At 58.3% G+C, this 21,462-nt stretch carries 17 protein-coding genes; 7 read left to right on the top strand and 10 right to left on the bottom strand.

The features are described 5' to 3' along the window. Positions 1–2: 2 nt before the first annotated feature. The 7 genes from FGA82_RS15820 to FGA82_RS15790 form a co-directional block, all read right to left on the bottom strand. On the bottom strand, positions 3–926 hold the full coding sequence (locus FGA82_RS15820; protein WP_034154447.1) for an ABC transporter permease subunit: 924 nt from the start codon (positions 924–926) through the stop codon (positions 3–5). An 11-nt stretch (positions 927–937) separates the two neighbouring features. Further along, on the bottom strand, positions 938–1,948 hold the full coding sequence (locus FGA82_RS15815; protein ID WP_007917620.1) for an ABC transporter permease subunit: 1,011 nt from the start codon (positions 1,946–1,948) through the stop codon (positions 938–940). A gap of 73 nt (positions 1,949–2,021) precedes the next feature. Beyond that, a complete protein-coding gene (locus FGA82_RS15810; protein ID WP_141127774.1) occupies positions 2,022–3,617 on the bottom strand; it encodes an ABC transporter substrate-binding protein in 1,596 nt (531 codons plus the stop codon). A 78-nt stretch (positions 3,618–3,695) separates the two neighbouring features. Next, positions 3,696–5,117, bottom strand: coding sequence for an OprD family porin (locus FGA82_RS15805; protein ID WP_141127773.1), 1,422 nt, complete (start codon positions 5,115–5,117; stop codon positions 3,696–3,698). Between the two features lie 175 nt (positions 5,118–5,292). Further along, the gene (locus FGA82_RS15800; RefSeq protein WP_141127772.1) at positions 5,293–6,891 is read right to left on the bottom strand and encodes an ABC transporter substrate-binding protein; all 1,599 of its coding nucleotides are present in this window, start codon (positions 6,889–6,891) and stop codon (positions 5,293–5,295) included. 299 nt (positions 6,892–7,190) lie between these two features. Next, positions 7,191–8,816, bottom strand: coding sequence for an ABC transporter substrate-binding protein (locus FGA82_RS15795; protein ID WP_141127771.1), 1,626 nt, complete (start codon positions 8,814–8,816; stop codon positions 7,191–7,193). A 260-nt stretch (positions 8,817–9,076) separates the two neighbouring features. Next, positions 9,077–10,678 carry an ABC transporter substrate-binding protein gene (locus FGA82_RS15790; RefSeq protein WP_141127770.1) on the bottom strand — a complete coding sequence of 534 codons (1,602 nt, stop codon included), beginning with the start codon at positions 10,676–10,678 and terminating at the stop codon, positions 9,077–9,079. Between the two features lie 994 nt (positions 10,679–11,672). On the opposite strand from FGA82_RS15790, the gene FGA82_RS15785 reads away from it, so the two are divergent. Then, positions 11,673–12,029, top strand: a complete 357-nt coding sequence (locus FGA82_RS15785) for a DUF6124 family protein (RefSeq protein ID WP_141127769.1) — start codon at positions 11,673–11,675, stop codon at positions 12,027–12,029. 182 nt (positions 12,030–12,211) lie between these two features. Here the strand turns inward: FGA82_RS15785 and FGA82_RS15780 are convergent, their stop codons facing one another. Next, positions 12,212–12,928 carry an SIMPL domain-containing protein gene (locus tag FGA82_RS15780; RefSeq protein WP_141127768.1) on the bottom strand — a complete coding sequence of 239 codons (717 nt, stop codon included), beginning with the start codon at positions 12,926–12,928 and terminating at the stop codon, positions 12,212–12,214. A 237-nt stretch (positions 12,929–13,165) separates the two neighbouring features. Here FGA82_RS15780 and FGA82_RS15775 point away from each other — a divergent pair, with 237 nt between their 5' ends. From FGA82_RS15775 to FGA82_RS15760, 4 genes are all read left to right on the top strand, one after another. Further along, positions 13,166–14,428, top strand: a complete 1,263-nt coding sequence (locus FGA82_RS15775; RefSeq protein WP_007915316.1) for an ATP-binding protein — start codon at positions 13,166–13,168, stop codon at positions 14,426–14,428. Further along, entirely contained in the window at positions 14,421–14,981 is a 561-nt protein-coding gene (locus tag FGA82_RS15770; protein ID WP_003221630.1) for a response regulator transcription factor, read from the top strand. Before FGA82_RS15775 ends, FGA82_RS15770 begins: the two co-directional genes overlap by 8 nt. A 96-nt stretch (positions 14,982–15,077) precedes the next feature. After that, a complete protein-coding gene (locus FGA82_RS15765) occupies positions 15,078–16,805 on the top strand; it encodes an ABC transporter ATP-binding protein/permease (RefSeq protein WP_141127767.1) in 1,728 nt (575 codons plus the stop codon). A 176-nt stretch (positions 16,806–16,981) separates the two neighbouring features. Then, on the top strand, positions 16,982–17,728 hold the full coding sequence (locus FGA82_RS15760) for a FadR/GntR family transcriptional regulator (RefSeq protein WP_016984324.1): 747 nt from the start codon (positions 16,982–16,984) through the stop codon (positions 17,726–17,728). A 6-nt stretch (positions 17,729–17,734) separates the two neighbouring features. Here FGA82_RS15760 and FGA82_RS15755 read toward each other — a convergent pair whose 3' ends face one another. Both FGA82_RS15755 and FGA82_RS15750 read right to left on the bottom strand, forming a co-directional pair. After that, the gene (locus FGA82_RS15755; RefSeq protein WP_249384249.1) at positions 17,735–18,046 is read right to left on the bottom strand and encodes a hypothetical protein; all 312 of its coding nucleotides are present in this window, start codon (positions 18,044–18,046) and stop codon (positions 17,735–17,737) included. Between the two features lie 258 nt (positions 18,047–18,304). Continuing rightward, entirely contained in the window at positions 18,305–18,685 is a 381-nt protein-coding gene (locus FGA82_RS15750) for a hypothetical protein (RefSeq protein WP_141127766.1), read from the bottom strand. Between the two features lie 297 nt (positions 18,686–18,982). On the opposite strand from FGA82_RS15750, the gene kdgD reads away from it, so the two are divergent. After that, the gene (kdgD, locus tag FGA82_RS15745) at positions 18,983–19,894 is read left to right on the top strand and encodes a 5-dehydro-4-deoxyglucarate dehydratase (protein WP_034154457.1); all 912 of its coding nucleotides are present in this window, start codon (positions 18,983–18,985) and stop codon (positions 19,892–19,894) included. Positions 19,895–19,969: 75 nt separating this feature from the next. Beyond that, entirely contained in the window at positions 19,970–21,415 is a 1,446-nt protein-coding gene (locus FGA82_RS15740; protein WP_141127765.1) for an aldehyde dehydrogenase family protein, read from the top strand. The last annotated feature ends 47 nt before the right edge of the window (positions 21,416–21,462 follow it).

The following is a 21,462-nucleotide window of genomic DNA, read 5'->3' as shown; positions in this document are numbered from 1 at the left end:
CCTCAGGCGGCGTTCTTGAGTTTCGGGTCCAGCGCATCGCGCAGACCGTCGCCCATCAAGTTGATTGCCAGCACGCTGAGCAAAATGGTCAAACCAGGCAGGCTCACCACCCACCAGGCGCGTTCGATGTAGTCGCGGGCCGAGGCCAGCATAGTGCCCCACTCCGGGGTTGGCGGTTGTACGCCAAGGCCGAGGAAGCCCAGTGCGGCGGCATCGAGAATCGCCGAGGAGAAGCTCAGGGTCGCTTGAACGATCAGCGGCGCCATACAGTTCGGCAGCACGGTGATGAACATCAGACGTGGCAGACCGGCACCGGCCAGGCGGGCGGCGGTCACGTAGTCGCGGTTCAGTTCGCCCATGACGGCTGCACGGGTCAGGCGCACGTAGGACGGCAGCGAAACCACAGCAATGGCGATCACGGTGTTGATCAGGCCAGGGCCGAGGATGGCGACAATCGCCACAGCCAGCAGCAGCGACGGCAGGGCCAGCATGATGTCCATCAGACGCATGATGGTCGGGCCGATCATCTTCGGGAAGAAACCGGCGAACAGACCGAGGAGGATCCCCGGGATCAGCGACATCACCACCGACGACAAACCGATCAGCAGCGACAGGCGCGAACCCTGGATCAGACGCGACAGCAGGTCACGACCCAGTTCATCGGTGCCGAGCAGGAACTGCATCTGCCCGCCTTCCAGCCACGCCGGTGGCGTCAGCAGGAAGTCGCGGTATTGCTCGCTCGGGTTGTGCGGCGCGACCCACGGCGCGAACAGTGCGCAGAAAATCACCAGCAACATGAACAGCAGGCCGGCAACGGCACCTTTGTTCTTCGAGAAGGCTTGCCAGAATTCTTTGTACGGCGACGGGTACAGCAGGCTTTGATCCGCGTTGGCGGCGGTGGCTACTGAGGATGTTGGAGTGCTCATGGTTATTGACCTCAGCGCTGATGACGGATGCGTGGGTTGGCAAAGCCGTAGAGGATGTCCACTACGAAGTTGACCAGAATCACCAGGCAGGCGATTAACAGGATGCCGTTTTGCACAACCGGGTAGTCCCGGGCGCCGATGGCTTCGATCAGCCATTTACCGATGCCGGGCCAGGAGAAGATGGTTTCGGTCAGGACTGCACCCGCCAGCAGGGTGCCGACTTGCAGGCCGACCACGGTGAGTACCGGAATCAGTGCGTTACGCAGGCCGTGCACGAATACCACGCGCGACGGCGACAGGCCTTTGGCCTTGGCGGTGCGGATGTAGTCTTCGCGCAGCACTTCGAGCATCGACGAACGGGTCATCCGCGCGATCACCGCCAGCGGGATGGTGCCGAGGACGATGGCCGGCAGGATCAGGTGATGCAGGGCGTCGAAGAACGCACCAACGTCATCGGCCAGCAGCGTGTCGATCAGCATGAAACCGGTGCGCGGCTCGATGTCGTAGAGCAGGTCGATCCGTCCGGAAACCGGGGTCCAGCCCAGGCTCACCGAGAAGAACATGATCAGGATCAGGCCCCACCAGAAGATCGGCATCGAATACCCCGCAAGGGAGATGCCCATCACCCCGTGGTCGAATAGGGATCCTCGCTTGAGTGCTGCGATCACCCCGGCCAGAAGCCCGAGGATGCCGGCGAACAGCAGTGCGGCCATGGACAGTTCCAGGGTCGCCGGGAAGAGGGAGGTGAACTCGGTCCATACGCTTTCACGGGTACGCAGGGATTCGCCGAGATCGCCTTGAGCCAGTTTGCCGATGTAGTCCAGATACTGGGCATACAGCGGTTTGTTCAGACCTAGGCGTTCCATTGCCTGAGCGTGCATTTCGGGGTCGACCCGACGTTCGCCCATCATCACTTCCACGGGGTCGCCCGGAATCATGCGAATCAACGCGAAAGTCAGCAAGGTGATGCCGAAAAACGTGGGGATCAACAACCCCAGTCGGCGGGCAATAAAACTAAACATCTTGTGTGGTACCTCATCAGCCGGTTAGGCGTGCCCGGCGTCACTGGAGTCAGGGACGCCGGGAGTTTCTTATCTACTTCACCTGGGTAGTGGCGAAGTTATTAGTGGTGAGAGGGCTGATGTGATAGCCCTCTACGTTGTTGCGCATTGCAGTAAACATCCGGGTGTGGGCCATGCTGATCCACGGTTGATCCTGATTAAACAGGACCTGAGCCTGCTCGTAGAGTTTCGCGCGTTCGGCCGGATCTACTTTAGCCCGTGCTTCGTCGAGCAGTGTCTGGAATTTCTCGTTGCACCAGCGCGCGTAGTTTTCGCCGTTCTTGGCAGCTTCGCAACTGAGCATAGGCGTCAGGAAGTTATCCGGGTCGCCGTTGTCGCCCGCCCATCCGGCCGAGACCATATCGTGTTCGCCGGCCTTGGCGCGTTTGAGCATTTCGCCCCATTCCATCACGCGGATGTCGATCTTGATCCCGACTTTCGCCAGGTCAGCCTGCATCATTTGCGCGCCGAGCATCGGGTTCGGGTTGGTCGGACCGCCGCCGTTACGGGTAAACAGGGTAAACACGGTGCCGTCCGGAACCCCGGCTTCCTTGAGCAAAGCGCGGGCCTTGTCGAGGTCGCGTGGCGGGTTTTTCAGCTCGTGGTTGTAGCCCAGCAGCGTGTCCGGGTACGGGTTGACCGCGACGGTCGCATTGCCCGGGCCAAACAGTGCGTTGACGTAAGCCGCTTTGTCGAAAGCGATGTCGATCGCTTTACGCACGCGCACGTCGCTCATGTATTTGTGCTGGGTGTTCATGGCGATGTACGAAACGGTCATCGCATTCAGTTCTTCGACCTTGAGCTTGTCGTCTTTCTTGATGCTCGGGATGTCATCCGGTTTCGGATACAGCGCGATCTGGCACTCGTTGGCCTTGAGCTTCTGCAGGCGCACGTTGTTGTCGGTGGCGATCGCCAGAATCAACGCGTCGGCCGGTGGCTTGCCACGGAAGTAGTCCGGGTTGGCCTTGAAGCGCACCTGCGCATCCTTGGCATAACGCTGGAAGATGAACGGGCCGGTGCCGACCGGCTTGTTGTTGAGGTCGCCGGTCTTGTTGGCCTTGAGCAGCTGATCGGCGTATTCAGCGGAGTAAATGGCGGTGAACGGCATCGCGACGTCAGCCAGGAACGGCGCTTCGCGGCGGGTCAGGGTGAACTTGACCGTGTGCTCGTCGACTTTTTCTACGCTTTTGAGCAGTTCTTTGAAGCCCATGCTTTCAAAGTACGGGAAGCCCACGCTCGACAGTTTGTGCCACGGGTGATTCGGGTCCAGCTGACGCTGGAAGCTCCAGACCACGTCGTCGGCGTTCATGTCGCGGGTCGGCTTGAAGTATTCGGTGGTGTGAAACTTGACGCCTTGACGCAGGTGGAACGTGTACGTCAGACCGTCTTCGCTGATTTCCCAGGTGTCTGCCAGGGCCGGAACGATTTCCGTCGTGCCAGGCTTGAAGTCCACCAAGCGGTTGAAGATGGTTTCGGCCACAGCGTCCGCCGTGACTGCAGTCGTGTACTGGACCATATCGAAGCCTTCCGGACTGGCTTCGGTGCAGACCACCAAGGGTTTGGCCGAGACGCCGACAGCGACACTCAGCAACGCAGCCGCGATGGCCGCACGTAGGGGAAGCATTTTCATCGATAACCCTCTGCAATCGGTTGAAGACAAAAAGCCGAACGGCCGACTCATCATGAGTCAGCCGTCGGCTGGCGTTTTTTACAGGATGTTGAATGGAATCGTGGTCACGAGACGGAACTCGTTGATGTTGCCGTCAGCCTGATGCTCGCTGGCGCGGTGCGTGGTGTACGTCGCGCGAATCGCGGTGGCTTTGAGCGGACCGCTCTGCACGGCGTAGGAAGCACCGATGCCGTATTCGTAGTGGGATTCGCCGTCCATCAGACTCAGATCGCCGCGCTTGTCATCTGGAATGGTGTAAGCGGTGCCACGGTAGTGAGTACCGTCGATGCCCCATCCGCGAGCCTGGTAGATGTTGAACTTCAGGCCTGGCACGCCGTACTCGGCCATGTTGATGCCGTAGGCGATCTGGAAGGATTTCTCGTTCGGGCCGTTGAAGTCCGACAGCAGGGAGTTGGCCAGGTAGATGCCGTTGGTTTCGTGCAGGTAGTCGAAGTACTCGTTACCGTTCACTTGCTGATACGAGAAGGTCAGGCTGTGGGCCTGGTGGGTCAGTCCCAAGGACAGCGAGTAGGTATCGTTGTCGATGTTGCCCATCAACTTTTTGCCTTCGTCGACGGTCTTGTAGTAGTTCAGGCCGGTGGTCAGGCTCAATACCTGGCTGTCACCCAATTCGTGGGTTCCGCCGAAGTAGTACTGGTTCCAGAAGTCTTCGACGTTGGCGACGTACAGGCTGGTTTTCAGGCTTTTGAGCGGCTGATAGTTCACGCCCGCGGTGTAGACCTTGTCGGTTTCTTCGCCGTTGGCGCCGTATTCGGAACGGAATTTCGACAGGCTCTGCTCGGTACGTGGCGAGACGCGGTCGAAACCGGCGAGGTCGAACGACAGGTTGTTCAACTCTTCGCTATGCAGACTGATCCCTTCAAAGCTCGAAGGCAGCGGACGGTTGCCGATAACATCGACAATCGGCGTGCTGAAGTTCTGGCGACCTGCGGTCAACGTGGTGTTGGACACGCGGAACTTGACGTTGGCCAGACCCAGTTTGCTCCACTGGTCGACCGCATCACCGTCGGAATGGGCGAGGGTGCGGTTGGAGCCGCCAGCAATATCCTTGCGGTCACGGTCGAGAACGATGGCGTTGTAAGCGGCAACTTCGGTGCTCACGCCAACGGTGCCTTGGGTGAAGCCCGAGGTGTAGTTGACGATGGTGCCCTGAACCCAGTTGATACGACGCGGGGTCTTTGTTCTTACCGTTGGGGAGGTGTCTTTGTCGCTGTTTTTCACGTAGCTGAAGCTGTCGTCACGACGACGCAGTTCATTGGCGTACCAGTTACGGGTTGTGCCGCCCAGGCTTTGTCCATCGATAAAGCCTTTGGCCTCGCTTTGGGCGCTACTGCCGGCCAACGTGGTAGGGACGAACTCCTGACTTGCAGGTTCTGCGTACGCCGTGGCGGTGATGCTGCTGATGGCCAGGGCCAGTATCGCGGTGCTGCTCAGTTTCATGGGTGAAGCTCCTTTACTTTCTTTTTATGCCGGCTTTTTTTGGTATGCCGGTTATTGGTTTAGAACTCATTCACACATCGCAAACGTTTGCAAAATGCCGGATTGGCGAATTTCGGCAAAGCGCTTGCGTGAGGGGTTAGACAGCGCCCCCCAGCGTTGCGGCTAATCGTCTGGTTTAATCGATACCGACACCCGAGAACACGTTGCGACCGAACGGGCTGACTTTGAACCCTTCGATCCTCGCGCTTAACGGCTGGTTGACCGTCGAGTGGGCGACAGGCGTGATCGGCACCTGCTGTTTAAGCAATTGCTGAGCCTGTTTGTAGAGCACGGTGCGCTGGTCGCGGTCGGTGACGACCTTGGCCTGTTTGATCAGCTTGTCGTACGCCGGATCGCACCACATGGAGTAGTTGTTGCCGCCGATGGCATCGCAGCTGTACAGCGTGCCGAGCCAGTTGTCCGGATCCCCGTTGTCACCGGTCCAGCCGATCAGGCTGATGTCATGCTCGCCATTTTTGGTGCGCTTGATGTACTCGCCCCATTCGTAGCTGACGATCTTCACTTTCAGACCGATCTTGGCCCAGTCCGCCTGAAGCATTTCGGCCATCAGTTTGGCGTTCGGGTTGTATGGACGCTGCACCGGCATCGCCCACAGGGTGATCTCGGTGCCTTCCTTGACGCCTGCAGCCTTGAGCAGCTCTTTGGCTTTTTCCGGGTTGTAGGCGGCGTCTTTGATGCTGTCGTCGTAAGACCACTGGGTCGGTGGCATGGCGTTGACGGCCAGTTGGCCGGCGCCTTGATAAACAGCGTTGAGAATCCCCTGTTTATTCACCGCCATGTCCAGCGCCTGACGCACTTCGAGCTGGTCGAATGGCTTGTGGCGCACGTTATAGGCGATGTAGCCGAGGTTGAAACCCGGCTTGGAAATCAGTTGCAGTTTCGGGTCGGCCTTCAACGCTTCAACATCGGCAGGGCGCGGATGCAGGGTGATCTGGCATTCGCCGGCCTTGAGCTTCTGCACACGTACCGAGGCGTCGGTGTTGATCGCGAAGATCAGGTTGTCGAGTTTGACCCGGCTCGGATCCCAGTAATGTTTATTACCGGTGTAACGGATGTTCGAGTCTTTCTGATAACTCTTGAACACGAACGGCCCGGTGCCGATCGGTTTCTGGTTGATGTCGCTCGGCTTGCCTTCGGCCAGCAATTTGTCGGCGTATTCGGCGGACAGGATGGCGGCGAAGCTCATGGCGATGTTCTGAATGAACGCGGCGTCGACGCTGTTGAGCGTGAACTCCACGGTCAGCGGCCCGGTCTTCTCGACCTTGGCGATGTTCTTGTTCAGGCTCATCCCGTTGAAGTACGGGAATTCTGTGGGATAGGCCTTACGGAAAGGTTGCTGGGCATCCAGCATGCGATTAAACGTGAACAACACGTCATCGGCGTTGAAGTCGCGGGTCGGCTTGAAGTACGGCGTTGTGTGAAATTTCACACCTTCACGCAGGTGAAAGGTGTACTTGAGACCATCCTCGGAAATATCCCACGTGGTTGCCAGGCCAGGGACGACATTGGTCGCGCCTTTTTCGAACTCGACCAGACGGTTGTAGATCGGTTCGGCGGCGTCGTTATCGGTCGCTGTCGTGTATTGCGCGGTATCGAAACCGGCGGGGCTGCCTTCGGAGCAGAACACCAGGCTCTTGCTGGCGGCGAAACTGGCGGACGAGGCGGCCATCAGGCCGGCGCCCAGCAATGCGGAAAAAATCAAGGTATGGCGCATGACGCTCCCTCTTTTTTAGTGTTGTTCAATGCGCCGCCGTCCCATCCTGAGACGTTTGGCTGCATCGAGCTCAATCCAGTACGTACGGCAAACCGGTGGCCCACGCAGAAACTGGTCAGTACCCGACGGTAGGGGCCGCGGTCCTGGCAGTAAATGCGTAAATGCCTTAAAGCTCGTAGGAAAAGGCGACGCGTCCTATACCACTGTGGTAATCCGCAGTGGAATTGGCTGTAGGCAATTTCCTAACTTCCCGGCAGGTAAAACAACGGCGACGTCAAAAACGTCGCCGTTGCAGTGCCTTATTTGCTGACGCTGACGCCGTAGAAGGAGTTCAAGCCGAATGGGCTGATCTTGAAGTCCTGCACGTTGGCGCGCATGGGTTGGTACACCGTCGAGTGAGCGATAGGTGTCATAGGGACTGCATCTTTGAGGACGTGTTGTGCCTCTTTGTACAGTTCGGTGCGCTTACCTTGGTCGGTTGTGCGCTTGGCTTCTTTGACGAGGCCATCGAACTTCTTGTCGCACCACTTGGAGAAGTTGTTGCCGCTGAGCGAGTCGCAGCCGAACAGCACGTTCAGCCAGTTGTCCGGATCACCATTGTCACCGCTCCAGCCAATGATCATGGCCTGGTTCTCGCCACCTTTGGAGCGCTTGATGTACTCGCCCCACTCGTAGCTGGTGATCTTCACTTTCAAGCCGATCTTGGCCCAGTCGGACTGGAGCATTTCAGCCATCAGTTTAGCGTTCGGGTTGTATGGACGCTGCACCGGCATCGCCCACAGAACGATCTCGGTACCTTCCTTGACGCCGGCTTCCTTGAGCAGCTGTTTGGCTTTCTCAGGATCGTACTTGGCATCTTTGATGGTGGTGTCGTAAGACCATTGGGTCGGCGGCATGGCGTTGACGGCCAGTTGGCCTGCGCCCTGGTAAACCGAGTCGATGATCTGTGGCTTGTTCACGGCCATGTCCAGCGCCTGACGTACGCGCAGGTCAGCCAGCGGGTTGGCCTCGTTGCTGCCCTTGACCTTGTCCATCACGTTGTAGGCGATGTAACCGAGGTTGAAACCAGCCTGGTCAGGCATCTTCAGGGTTTTGTCTTCTTTCAGCGCTTTCAGGTCGGCTGGACGCGGGAACAGAGTGACCTGGCACTCGTTCTTTTTCAGCTTCTGAATACGTACCGACGGATCGGTGGTGATGGCGAAGATCAGGTTGTCGATCTTCACGTCATCCGGCTTCCAGTAATCCTTGTTGCCGGTGTAACGGATGTTGGAATCTTTCTGGTAGCTCTTGAACACGAACGGACCAGTGCCGATCGGCTTCTGGTTGATGTCGGCAGCCTTGCCTTCTTTCAGCAGCTGCGCTGCGTACTCGGCGGACTGCACCGAGGCGAAGCTCATGGCCATGTTCTGGATGAACGCGGCATCTACTTCTTTCAACGTGAACTTGACAGTGTGGTCGTCGACTTTATCGATCTTGGTGATGTTGGTGTCCATCCCCATGTCGGTGAAGTACGGGAATTCGGTCGGGTACGCCTTACGGAACGGGTCATCCTTGTTAATCATGCGATTGAAGGTGAACAGTACGTCGTCGGCGTTGAACTCACGAGTCGGCTTGAAATACGGGGTGGTGTGGAACTTGACGCCTTCACGCAGGTGGAAGGTGTAAGTCAGGCCATCATCGGAAATGTCCCACTTGGTCGCCAGACCAGGAATCACGGCGGTGCCGCCGCGCTCGAACTGGGTCAGACGGTTGAACATGGTTTCGGCTGAGGCGTCGAAGTCGGTTCCGGTGGTGTACTGGCCTGGGTCGAAACCGGCCGGGCTGCCTTCGGAGCAGAACACCAGGTTAGTCGCAGCGGATGCGAAAGGTGCGGAGGCTAACAAGCCTGCGCCGACTAAAAACGGAATGACCGCGTGTTTAAGCATGTTGGCCTCATGATTTGTTGTCATTTTTTAGTTGTGAGGTACGACCTCGTGAGTCGTGCCTGCGGATACTTATGCAGGGGCCATACCCATTGCAAGATCCAGAGCGACTGCCGGCCTCAAAGCGTGGCACGAACGTACCTTAATGTCGCATCTGTATAACTTCTGACGCATTTGACCGTTTGCGAGTGGTTTTTACGGTGCAAATGAAGCCCCAAAACGGTGCATTGGTCACGTTGTGCGCGCCGCCTTGGGGCTCGGTGTTACTTATTTATACCCACGCCATAGAAGGGGGTCAGACCGAACGGGCTGATCCGGAAGTCGGTGACTTCCTTGCGCAGCGGCTGAAACACCGTGGAGTTGGCAATCGGTGTAATCGGCACTTGCTGTTTAAGGATCAGTTGCGCCTGTTGATACAGTTTTACCCGCTGCTCTTTGTCGGTGGACAACTTGGCCTGCTGGACCAGTTTGTCGTAGGCCGGATCGCACCATTTGGCGTAGTTGCTGCCTTTTACCGCCGCGCAGCTGTAGAGCACGCCAAGCCAGTTGTCCGGGTCACCGTTGTCACCTGTCCAACCATAGATCATGGCGTCGTGTTCGCCATTTTTCGCACGTTTGATGTACTCGCCCCATTCATAGCTGACGATGTTGGCCTTGATGCCGATTTTCTCCCAATCCTGCTGGATCATCTGTGCCGACATCCGCGCATTCGGGTTCGAAGCGCGTTGCACTGTCATCGCCCAAAGGTTGATGGTTGTACCCGGCGCAACCCCTGCTTCTTTGAGTAGCACCCGCGCTTTGACCGGGTCGTAAGGGGCATCCTTGATGGTCGGGTCAAACGACCATTGTGCTGGCGGCAAGGCGTTTTGCGCCAACTGGCCGGCGCTTTGGTAGACGGCTTTGATGATTGCCGGTTTGTCGATGGCCATGTCCAGCGCCTGCCGAACCTTGAGCTGATCGAGAGGTGCGTGGGTGGTGTTGTAGGCGAGGAAGCCGAGGTTGAAACCCGCTTGCTTGAGCACGCGCAGGTTCGGGTCTTTTTCCATCACTTCGATGTCGGCCGGGCGTGGGTAGCCACTGACCTGGCATTCGCCGGCCTTGAGCTTTTGCAGGCGCACGGCGGCATCCGGGGTGATGGAGAAGATCAGGTTGTCGATCTTCACGTCTTCGGGTTTCCAGTAGGCCGTGTTGGCGGCGTAGCGGATTTGCGAGTCCTTCTGGTAGCGCTTGAACACGAACGGGCCGGTGCCGATCGGCTTCTGGTTGAGATCGGCGGCTTTGCCTTCCTTCAACAGTTGGGCGGCGTATTCGGCTGATTGCACCGAGGCGAAGCTCATGGCGAGGTTTTGCACGAAGGCGGCGTCGACGTTGTTGAGATTGAAGCGCACGGTTTGCTCGTCGAGTTTTTCTACCGATTTGATCGTGGTGTTCAGGCCCATGTCGGTGAAGTAGGGGGACTCGGCGGGGTAGGCCTTGCGGAAGGCGTTCTCCGGGTCGAGTAGGCGCTGGAAGGTGAAGAGCACGTCGTCGGCGTTGAAGTCGCGGGTGGGTTTGAAGTAGTCGGTGGTGTGGAATTTTACGTTTTGGCGCAGGTGGAAGGTGTATTGCAGGCCATCCGGGGAGATGTCCCATTTTGTTGCCAGGCCGGGTTCGATGTCGGTGCCGCCGCGTTTGAATTGGGTGAGGCGGTTGAAGACGGTTTCGGCGGAGGCGTCGAAGTCGGTGCCGCTGGTGTATTGGCTGGGGTCGAAGCCTGCCGGGCTGGCTTCGGAGCAGTAGACCAGGGTTGTGGCGGCGTTGGCGATTGGGGCTATGGCGGTTAGTGCGAGGGAGATCAAGAGCGGTTTTAGGGTGGATCTTGGCATGGGGTCCCCGGGGAATCGGCGGTGGTAATCGTGGAAGAGTAGCTGGGGCGGGGGTGTTGGCGGAAATATCGTTTTTCCTGTTGAAGCGTCTATCTCGGTATATCCAGCGGTTGTGGGCATATCCGTTACTGCGGTGATGGCTGCTTAGGGTTCCGCCCTTACGGCGGGTCACTTTTGACAAACGCCTCAAAAGTAACCAAAAAGGCTTGCTCCTGCGTGCGGCCCGCTCGCTGGGGCTCGGGGTTCCTTCGCTCCGGGATGGATCCGGGCGCAGCGCCTACGGTTTGCTTCGCTGCACCTCCTCTCGCTGTGTTTGGCTTCGCCAAACGGTCGCTGCGCTCCCACGCCCGGATCAATCCCTCCACTCAGCCTTCCGACGTCGCCCGTGGATCAAGATCAAGAGCAGGCGAGCTGACACTCGGCCTATTGAGTGGTGAAGAGCACGGCGCGCACGGCTTTGGTTTTTGTGGTGCTCTTGCCCCTCATCGGAACGCCGCCCGCCCAGCCCTCTCCCGAGGGAGAGGGAGCCGAGGGTGGGCCTCTCAAAATTTGCGTTCAACTCGGTATTTCATGTCGCCGTATCTCTCGCAATCACCTCGGTCAGTCCCCTCTCCCTACAGGCGGTCCGACGTTTCGGGAGGGCTAGGGTGAGGGTTTGCTTTTGACTGTTTAAATATGTGTCAGATAACCAGAACCTTCCCACAAGGTTTTCAGGTTGTCCGTCGGACGTTGGCTCTCTAGGCTCTGGGTGTCGCTGAAGACTCAGCGATCGGGAGGTGAGATTCCCGGTTATTGAATTTGGAAACCTGCACAAGCCCCTCCATAATCGCCGCCAGCTCATGCTGTCAGCAGTTTTTATGGCGGCTATGTACGGGCGGACTTTTGTCCGGCCGGGTTGGTTTCCTTACCGGTAATCTCACTCCGTACATAGTTGCCACCTCATTTCTCGAGTGAGATCGGAAATGAATGGCGTCAGTTCATAAGGAAATTTTCCATGGATAAATTGATACCTGACCCACCCCTCGATACCCCACTCGAAAACGCCATCCGCGCCGACGACCAGATCAAAACCCGCGAAGCCATCAAACGCGCGCTGGATTTCTACCTCAGCCCCGACCTGGTCAAGCCCCGGCAACCCAGCACGATGTTCCTGATCCAGCCGAACATCGACACCGAAAGTCTGTTGGCGCATGCCTGTGAGTCACTCGCGTCGGCGAACACGCTAACGGGTAATTTTGCTGATCAATTGGGCCGGCCTGAGCGTAATACGGCGTTGGCGATTCAGCAGATCATCATGCTGGCCGAGCTGGCGGTGAATCGGGCGTTGGATCGGGTTGATCCGCAGACATAATCAGTCTGCTCCACCGCGTTATCGTTCTTCGCGAGCAAGCTCGCTCCCACAGGTGGAATGCATTTCAAACTGTGGGAGCGAGCTTGCTCGCGAAGACGGTGGTTCATCCACAGCAAATCCCAGGCACAAAAAAACCGCCGATCATTCACCGATCGGCGGTTTTTCATTCAGAACAGATCAAATCACTGCATCAACACTTCAATCGAGCCATCGGCCGTCATGCTGACCTGGCTGGTGCCCGCTTCAACTTCTGGCGTCACCGGCGCCGAATCCATCGCTGCCGCTTTCATCATCATTGGTGCGCGCAGGTACGGTTGTGGATAACCGTTGCTGTTGAGGTTCAGGTTGACGATTTTGTAGCCCTTGCCGCCCAGTGCATCGGTGGCAAGCTGCGCGCGGGCCTTGAAGGCGGTCACGGCTTCTTTGAGCAACTGGTCTTCACTGGATTTGCGGGTCGGGTCGGCGATGGCGAAGTCCATGCCGCCCATTTTCAGGTCGCCCAGCAGTTCGCCGGTGAGTTTGGACAGGGCGGCGAAGTCGGCGCTTTCCAGACGCAGTTCGGCGCGTTCACGCCAGCCGGTGATCTTCTGGCCTTTGGTGTCGTAGATCGGGTAGCTGTTGCGGCTGCCTTGGCGCAGGGTGATGTCTTTGACTTGCTTGGCCTGGGCCAGGGCCTTGTTCATGGTGGTGCTGACGTCGGCGGCGAGTTTGGCCGGGTCGGTGTTTTGCTCTTCGGTATAGAGGGTGACGATCATCAGGTCGCGGGCGACTTCCGTGCTGACTTCGGCGCGCAGGGAAATCTGGTTGTAGTGCAGCTCATCGGCGGCCATGGCCGGAAGGCTGGCGACGCTGCCGACGGTCAGGGCGAGAAGGGCGGCGCTGCGGCGAAATGTGTGCATGAAAGCTCCTTGATGAGGGCGCAGGTGATGGTTCGGGGGCCTGCGTGAAACCATCAGACTCTATAAAGCAGCTTCAAGTTGCAAGCGTCGAGCTGCAAGCCAAAAGCTTTTACTTGCCGCTTGCAGCTCGAAACTTGCAGCTTGTGCGGTGTGGTCGTTTGCCGCACTTTCGCCTCTCGGGCGCGCGGCTTGGTTATACTCCCTGCGATCCGCCTGGAGCGCTCATCAGGAGAGCTCATGCTCGCCCCCGTACAACTGACTTCCGCCACTCGCCAGAACCTCTGGCGGCTGACTTTCATTCGCACCCTGGTGCTCGCCGCGCAGGCCGGCTCCGTCGGCCTGGCCTACTGGCTGCAACTGTTGCCGTTGCCGTGGGTGCAACTGGCGATGACCCTCGGCTGCTCGACGCTGCTATGCGTGTTCACCGCGGTGCGTTTGCGTACTTCGTGGCCAGTTACGGAACTCGAATATGCCCTGCAACTGGCCTGTGATCTGGTGATCCACAGTGCGTTGCTGTACTTCTCCGGCGGTTCGACCAACCCGTTTGTCTCCTATTATCTGGTGCCGCTGACCATCGCTGCGGTGACGTTGCCGTGGCGCTATTCGGTGATTCTCTCTGGCATCGCGCTGGCGCTGTATACGGTGATGCTGACGCGTTTCTATCCGCTGGAAACCTTGCCGGTAGCCCGCGAGAACCTGCAGATCTACGGCATGTGGCTGAGCTTTGCGCTGGCCGCTGCGGTGATCACGTTCTTCGCCGCGCGCATGGCTGAAGAGCTGCGCCGTCAGGAAGAATTGCGCGCGATCCGCCGCGAAGAAGGCCTGCGCGATCAGCAATTACTGGCCGTCGCCACCCAGGCCGCCGGCGCCGCCCATGAACTCGGCACGCCGCTGGCGACCATGAGTGTATTGCTCAAGGAAATGCAGCAGGATCATCCCGACCCGATGCTGCAGGACGATCTGAAAGTGCTGCAGGATCAGGTCAAACTCTGCAAAGAAACCTTGCAGCAACTGGTGCGCGCCGCCGAGGCCAACCGGCGCCTGGCTGTCGAGATGCAGGACGTCACCGACTGGCTCGATGAAGCGCTGAACCGCTGGCACCTGATGCGTCCGGAGGCCAGTTATCGTTTCCACCGTCTCGGCCAAGGCACGGTGCCGCGCATGGCGCCGCCGCCGGATCTGACTCAGGCGCTGTTGAATTTGCTCAACAACGCCGCCGATGCTTGCCCGGAAAATCTCAAAGTGACCCTGGACTGGGACGTCGAGAACCTGACCATCAGCATTCGTGACCACGGCGCCGGTGTGCCGCTGGCCATCGCCGAGCAGATCGGCAAACCGTTTTTTACCACCAAGGGCAAAGGTTTCGGCCTGGGCCTGTTTTTGAGCAAGGCCAGCGTGACACGCGCCGGCGGCTCAGTGAAACTCTATAGTCATGAGGAAGGCGGCACGCTCACCGAGCTGCGTCTGCCCCACGGCGCCCGAGGAGACCAACATGAGTGACGAAATCCAAGTCGAAGGCGAAGAACTGCCGCATTTGCTGCTGGTCGACGATGACGCAACGTTCACCCGAGTGATGGCCCGTGCCATGGCTCGTCGTGGCTTTCGCGTCAGCACCGCAGGTTCGGCCGAAGAAGGCCTGACCATCGCCCAGGCCGATCTGCCTGATTACGCTGCGCTCGACCTGAAAATGGACGGCGACTCCGGTCTGGTGCTGCTGCCCAAGCTGCTGGAGCTGGACCCGGAAATGCGCGTGGTGATCCTCACCGGTTATTCGAGCATTGCCACCGCCGTCGAGGCGATCAAGCGCGGTGCCTGCAACTACCTGTGCAAACCGGCCGACGCCGACGACGTACTGGCCGCGTTGCTCTCCGAGCACGCTGACCTCGACAGTCTGGTACCGGAAAACCCGATGTCGGTCGATCGCCTGCAGTGGGAACACATCCAGCGCGTGCTCACCGAACACGAAGGCAACATCTCCGCCACTGCCCGCGCCCTGGGCATGCACCGCCGCACCCTGCAGCGCAAACTGCAGAAGCGCCCGGTTCGTCGCTGAACCTGCGCTGAACGACTATCGCCAGCCCTCGCGATAAAACGCACCGATCTACTATGATCGGTGCGTGTCTGTTCTTTTCTATATCGAGCCTTATCCATGAATCAGAACGCTGAATATTCCGCGGTCAACGATGCTGTGCGCGGGCAGTTTTTTCGCAAGGTATGGGCAATGATCACGCCTTACTGGCGCAGCGAAGAGAGGGGCAAGGCCTGGATATTGCTGATTGCCGTGATCGCGCTGACGCTGTTCAGTGTGTGGATTTCGGTGTGGCTCAACAGTTGGTACAAGGATTTTTACAACGCCTTGCAGAAGAAGGACGAGGCGGCGTTCTGGCAGTTGATCCTGTATTTCTGCGGTATCGCGGCGGTGGCGATTCTCGGCTCGGTGTATCGCCAGTATCTGACGCAAATGCTGACCATCCGCTGGCGTGCCTGGCTCACCGAAAAGCATTTCACCCGGTGGCTGGAGCACAAGAATTACTACCAGATGGAGCAGGGTGGTTACACCGATAACCCGGACCAACGGATTTCCGAAGACCTCAACAAATTCACCAGCAACACGTTGGGGCTGGGTCTTGGCCTGATTCGAACGGTGGTCAGCCTGGTGTCGTTCTCGATCATTCTGTGGGGCGTTTCGGGCACGATCGAGGTGTTCGGCTTTACCATTCCCGGGTACATGTTCTGGTGTGCGCTGCTTTACGCGGCAATAGGCAGTTGGCTGACGCATCTGATTGGTCGGCGTCTGATCGGTCTGAACAACCAACAACAACGTTACGAAGCCGATCTGCGTTTCTCCATGGTCCGCGTGCGTGAGAACGCCGAGAGCATCGCCCTGTACAACGGCGAGCAGAACGAGAATCGTCGTTTGAGCCATCGTTTCGGGCTGGTCTGGCACAACTTCTGGGACATCATGCGCGTGTCCAAGCGTTTGACGTTTTTCACCTCAGGTTACGCGCAGATCGCGATCATTTTCCCGTTCATCGTCGCCGCGCCGCGTTACCTCTCCGGCAAGATCGAACTGGGTGAGCTGATGCAGATCAACTCGGCCTTCAGCAATGTGCAGGACAACTTCAGCTGGTTTATCAGTGCGTACCAGGATCTCGCCGAATGGCGTGCCACCTGTGATCGTCTGCTGAGCTTCCGCCAAGCCATGACCGATAACGAAGAGCGCATCCCGGCCATTGATGTACAGAATCAGGGCAGCGAATTGAAGGTGCACAACCTCGGTCTGGATCTTGCCGATGGCCGTCATCTGCTGACAAGCGCCGACATGACTGTCGAGCCGGGTGAGCGAGTGATGCTCAGCGGCCGTTCCGGCAGCGGCAAGTCGACGCTATTGCGAGCAATGGGCCATTTGTGGCCGGCGGGGCACGGCAACATCCGCCTGCCGGCAGCACGTTATCTGTTCTTGCCGCAGAAGCCTTACTTGCCGATCGGCACCTTGCGCGAAGCGTTGAGTTATCCACAACCGGGTGACACCTACGCGCCTGAGCGTTATGCACAAGTGCTGGAAACCTGCCGCTTGCCGCATCTGGTCGCGCGACTGGACGAGGCCAATCACTGGCAACGCATGCTCTCGCCGGGTGAGCAACAACGACTGGCCTTCGCCCGTGCGCTGCTTTATGCGCCGCACTGGTTGTACATGGACGAAGCCACTTCGGCGATGGATGAGGAAGACGAAGCGACGCTGTATCAGGCGCTGATTGACCAATTGCCGGGGCTGAGCATTGTCAGCGTTGGCCATCGCAGCAGTTTGAAACGCTTTCATCCACGGCATGTGCGGATCGACAGCGGACACTTGGTTGAACAGACCGTGACTGCCTGACGCCACGGATCCCTTGTAGGAGCTGCCGAAGGCTGCGATCTTTTGATTCTAAAAGGTCAAAATCAAAAGATCGCAGCCTTCGGCAGCTCCTACAGGAAGGTCGTGTTGGCAGTGATCGTACAACCCGCTTGAGCTATCATGCCTTCAAGCCGAATTTTCGAGACTAGATGCACACCATGGAAAACCTGATCGAAACCCCGCGTCTCCCGCGCAAGCGCCGCAGCCTGGCCCAGGAACTGGTGACGGTGCTGAGCGAGCAGATCCGCGATGGCCTGCTCAAACGCGGTGACAAACTGCCCACCGAGTCGGCGATCATGGAAGCCCATGGCGTCAGCCGCACTGTGGTGCGCGAGGCGATTTCCCGTTTGCAGGCTGCCGGCCAGGTGGAAACCCGCCATGGTATCGGCACCTTCGTGCTCGACACGCCGAGCCCGAGTGGTTTCCGTATCGACCCGGCCACCGTCGTCACCCTGCGTGACGTGTTGGCGATTCTCGAATTGCGCATCAGCCTCGAAGTGGAGTCTGCGGGCCTTGCCGCGCAACGTCGCAGTGCCGAGCAACTGGCGACCATGCGTGCCGCCCTCGATGCACTCAACGAAAGTGCTGCCCACGCCAGCGATGCTGTGGCTTCAGACTTTGCTTTCCATCTGGAAATCGCCCTGTCCACCGGCAATCGCTACTTCACCGACATCATGACCCACCTGGGCACCAGCATCATTCCGCGTACGCGGCTGAACTCGGCGCGTCTGGCCCATGATGATCAGCAGCACTACATGAGCCGCCTGAGCCGCGAACACGAAGAAATCTACGACGCAATTGCCCGTCAGGATTCCGATGCAGCGCGTGCGGCGATGCGTCTGCACCTGACCAACAGCCGTGAAAGGCTGCGCCAGGCCCATGAAGAGGCGCAGGCGCAGGGTTAGTATTTATTAGAGTTTGAGGTAAACCAGCAGCTTTGCAGACTGAGCCGTATTACCTGACGAAGTCTGCACGCTATAACTCAATGTAGCGGTGGCACCCGTTACGAACTCTTCTGCAAATACCTTTTTCAGAATCTCGAATACAAATGGAGCATCGGCGGGTGACCCTACGGTAAGTTCCCGGCTGTATTCATTCCCTGTGGAAGTACTGACCTCGAATGTAATCTTGTCTCCCTTGCTAACATTTGGATAGGACTGGACTTCGCCGTGGGCAGGATCAACCAGGTTGTGCACGAAAAGTATGAGCTTTCCGTCGTGCACGATGGCTTCGTGGAGGAGGGGGGCAGCGAGTGCTTTTACTTGAACATTGATGATTGAAATTCCTTTTATAACCAATCAAACCTTTGCAATCGCGTAGTGATGACACACTACGATCGGAGTCGGTTTGTTATCTCCTGACTTCATTAGCTCAGGGATCCCCATTCTTACGCACCTGTAAGAAATACCAGTCCCGACGAACGGTCATCATCCGAAGCGCAAGCGCCAGGGACCGTGAACTGGTCAAGCGAAAATTCATTATCAAGCCTTAATCCGCAACCTCAACATTTCCGAAAACGGTTCCATACTCGACTCATCACAAAACTTGTAGCGCAGTTCAACCTCCCTGTTCAGGTACGGACGAAGTGCCTCTTTAGGCAGCTGCAACTCGATTCCCGTCAGTTTCTCCATCTCGTCTTCAGCATCGTCCCAAGTGCCGGTGTCCACTTCTTCACCTGCCCACTCCGGCTCTTCCGGGTCGTCGCCGAGAATCGGGTAGACGCTCCAGTTCGCCGGAAAATCGCTGGAGTCGGGGACCTGGACGATCATCTCATCGGGCAGAGTCGATAGCTGAAGCGTGAGTGTGTCGGAGGTCGGGGCGGCAATTTGCGAAAGGGTAGGGGCAGCGTAATTCATCGACATTTCGGGTTCCTTCGAGTGGTCCGCCACGATCCTTCGTGGCAGTCGTCGCACCTTACCCGGCGTTTCTCCAGTGCTCAGTAAACGAATCTTGACCAGACATTTCCGCGCTGGAACCCTTTAAACGCGGGCTTTTGCGACGAGTCCTGCCAAGCCTTAAACAGTTTTGTTCGACAAAAAAACACCCACAACGATGAAATGCAGTTGACGGTTATTATTTAAGTTGTACGATGACCTACAACTTCAGCGAAGGCTGAACGGACCAATCACAAAAAACGTTGCTACCAGGGTGTTCGAATAATGAATCCACAAGAACTGAAGTCCATCCTCTCTGCCGGCCTGCTGTCTTTCCCGGTGACCGATTTCAACGCGCAGGGCGATTTCAACCGCGCCGGCTACATCAAACGCCTGGAATGGCTGGCTCCGTATGGCGCTTCAGCCTTGTTCGCCGCCGGCGGCACCGGTGAGTTTTTCTCCCTCGCCGCCAGCGAATACTCGGAAATCATCAAGACTGCCGTCGACACCTGTGAAACCAGCGTACCGATCCTTGCCGGTGTCGGTGGTTCGACCCGTCAGGCCATCGAATACGCTCAGGAAGCCGAGCGTCTGGGCGCCAAAGGTCTGTTGCTGCTGCCGCACTACCTGACCGAAGCGAGCCAGGACGGTGTTGCCGCTCACGTTGAAGCCGTGTGTAAATCGGTCAACATCGGTGTAGTCGTTTACAACCGCAACGTTTGCCGCTTGACCGCGCCGCTGCTGGAACGTCTGGCCGAGCGCTGCCCGAACCTGATCGGTTACAAGGACGGTCTGGGTGATATCGAATTGATGGTGTCGATCCGTCGCCGCCTCGGTGATCGCTTCAGCTATCTGGGTGGTCTGCCGACCGCCGAAGTCTATGCCGCTGCCTATAAGGCGCTGGGCGTGCCGGTCTACTCCTCGGCGGTTTTCAACTTCATCCCGAAAACCGCGATGGACTTCTACCACGCGATCGCCCGTGAAGATCACACCACCGTCGGCAAGATCATCGACGACTTCTTCCTGCCGTACCTCGACATCCGTAACCGCAAGGCCGGTTACGCCGTGAGCATCGTCAAGGCAGGCGCAAAGATCGCCGGCTATGACGCAGGCCCGGTGCGGGCACCGCTGACCGATCTGACTGGCGAAGAGTACGAAATGCTCGCCGCGCTGATCGACAAGCAAGGTGCGCAGTAACACCCGACAAAAACGCGGCCGCTGAGTAATCAGCGGCTTTTTGCGTAAAGGCTTTTAGTTTTGAGGGCTGCCCCTGTGACAAATGCAAAACGTTACGACAACTACATCAACGGCGAATGGGTTGCCGGTGCCGACTACTCGGCCAACATCAACCCGTCGGAACTGAGCGACACCATCGGCGATTACGCCAAGGCTGACCTGACTCAGGTTCACGCTGCCATCGACGCCGCCCGCGCGGCATTCCCGGCGTATTCGACTTCGGGTATTCAGGCCCGTCACGATTCGCTGGATAAAGTCGGTACGGAGATTCTCGCCCGCCGCGAAGAGCTCGGCACCCTGCTGGCCCGGGAAGAGGGCAAGACCCTGCCTGAAGCCATCGGCGAAGTCACCCGCGCCGGTAACATCTTCAAGTTCTTCGCCGGTGAATGCCTGCGTCTGTCCGGCGACTACGTGCCGTCGGTGCGCCCGGGCGTCAATGTTGAAGTGACTCGCGAAGCACTGGGTGTGGTCGGTCTGATCACCCCGTGGAACTTCCCGATCGCGATTCCTGCGTGGAAAATCGCGCCAGCCTTGGCCTACGGCAACTGCGTGGTGTTGAAACCAGCCGATCTGGTACCGGGCTGCGCTTGGGCACTGGCGGAAATCATCTCCCGCGCAGGCTTCCCGGCCGGCGTGTTCAACCTGGTGATGGGCAGCGGTCGCGTGGTTGGCGATGCGCTGGTGCAGAGCCCGAAAGTCGACGGCATCAGCTTCACCGGTTCGGTGGGCGTGGGTCGGCAGATCGCGGTCAACTGCGTGTCGCGCCAGGCTAAGGTTCAGCTGGAAATGGGCGGCAAGAACCCGCAGATCATTCTCGACGACGCCGACCTCAAGCACGCGGTCGAGCTGTCGGTGCAGAGCGCGTTCTACTCCACCGGTCAGCGTTGCACTGCCTCCAGCCGTTTGATCGTCACTGCCGGGATTCACGACAAATTCGTTGAAGCGATGGCCGAGCGCATGAAGTCGATCAAGGTCGGCCACGCGCTGAAATCCGGCACCGATATTGGTCCAGTGGTTTCCCAGGCGCAGCTGGAACAGGACATGAAGTACATCGACATCGGCCAGTCCGAAGGTGCGCGTCTGGTCAGCGGCGGTGGTCTGGTAACTTGCGACACCGAGGGTTACTTCCTCGCGCCAACCCTGTTTGCCGACAGTGAAGCGTCGATGCGCATCAGCCGCGAAGAGATCTTCGGGCCGGTGGCCAACATCGTTCGCGTGGCTGACTACGACGCAGCGCTGGCGATGGCCAACGACACCGAGTTCGGCCTGTCTGCGGGCATTGCGACCACCTCGCTGAAGTACGCCAACCACTTCAAGCGCCATTCGCAAGCCGGGATGGTCATGGTCAACCTGCCGACGGCTGGCGTCGATTACCACGTTCCGTTCGGTGGCCGTAAAGGTTCATCCTATGGCTCACGTGAGCAAGGCCGCTATGCGCAAGAGTTCTACACGGTCGTGAAGACCAGCTACATCGGTTCCTGATAAACGCAATAACCCTGTAGGAGCTGCCGAAGGCTGCGATCTTTTAA

Origin of the sequence: Pseudomonas fluorescens, from assembly GCF_005938625.1 — a bacterium.
Lineage (GTDB): Bacteria > Pseudomonadota > Gammaproteobacteria > Pseudomonadales > Pseudomonadaceae > Aquipseudomonas > Aquipseudomonas fluorescens_BD.
This window is presented reverse-complemented; position numbering and strand designations above follow the sequence as displayed.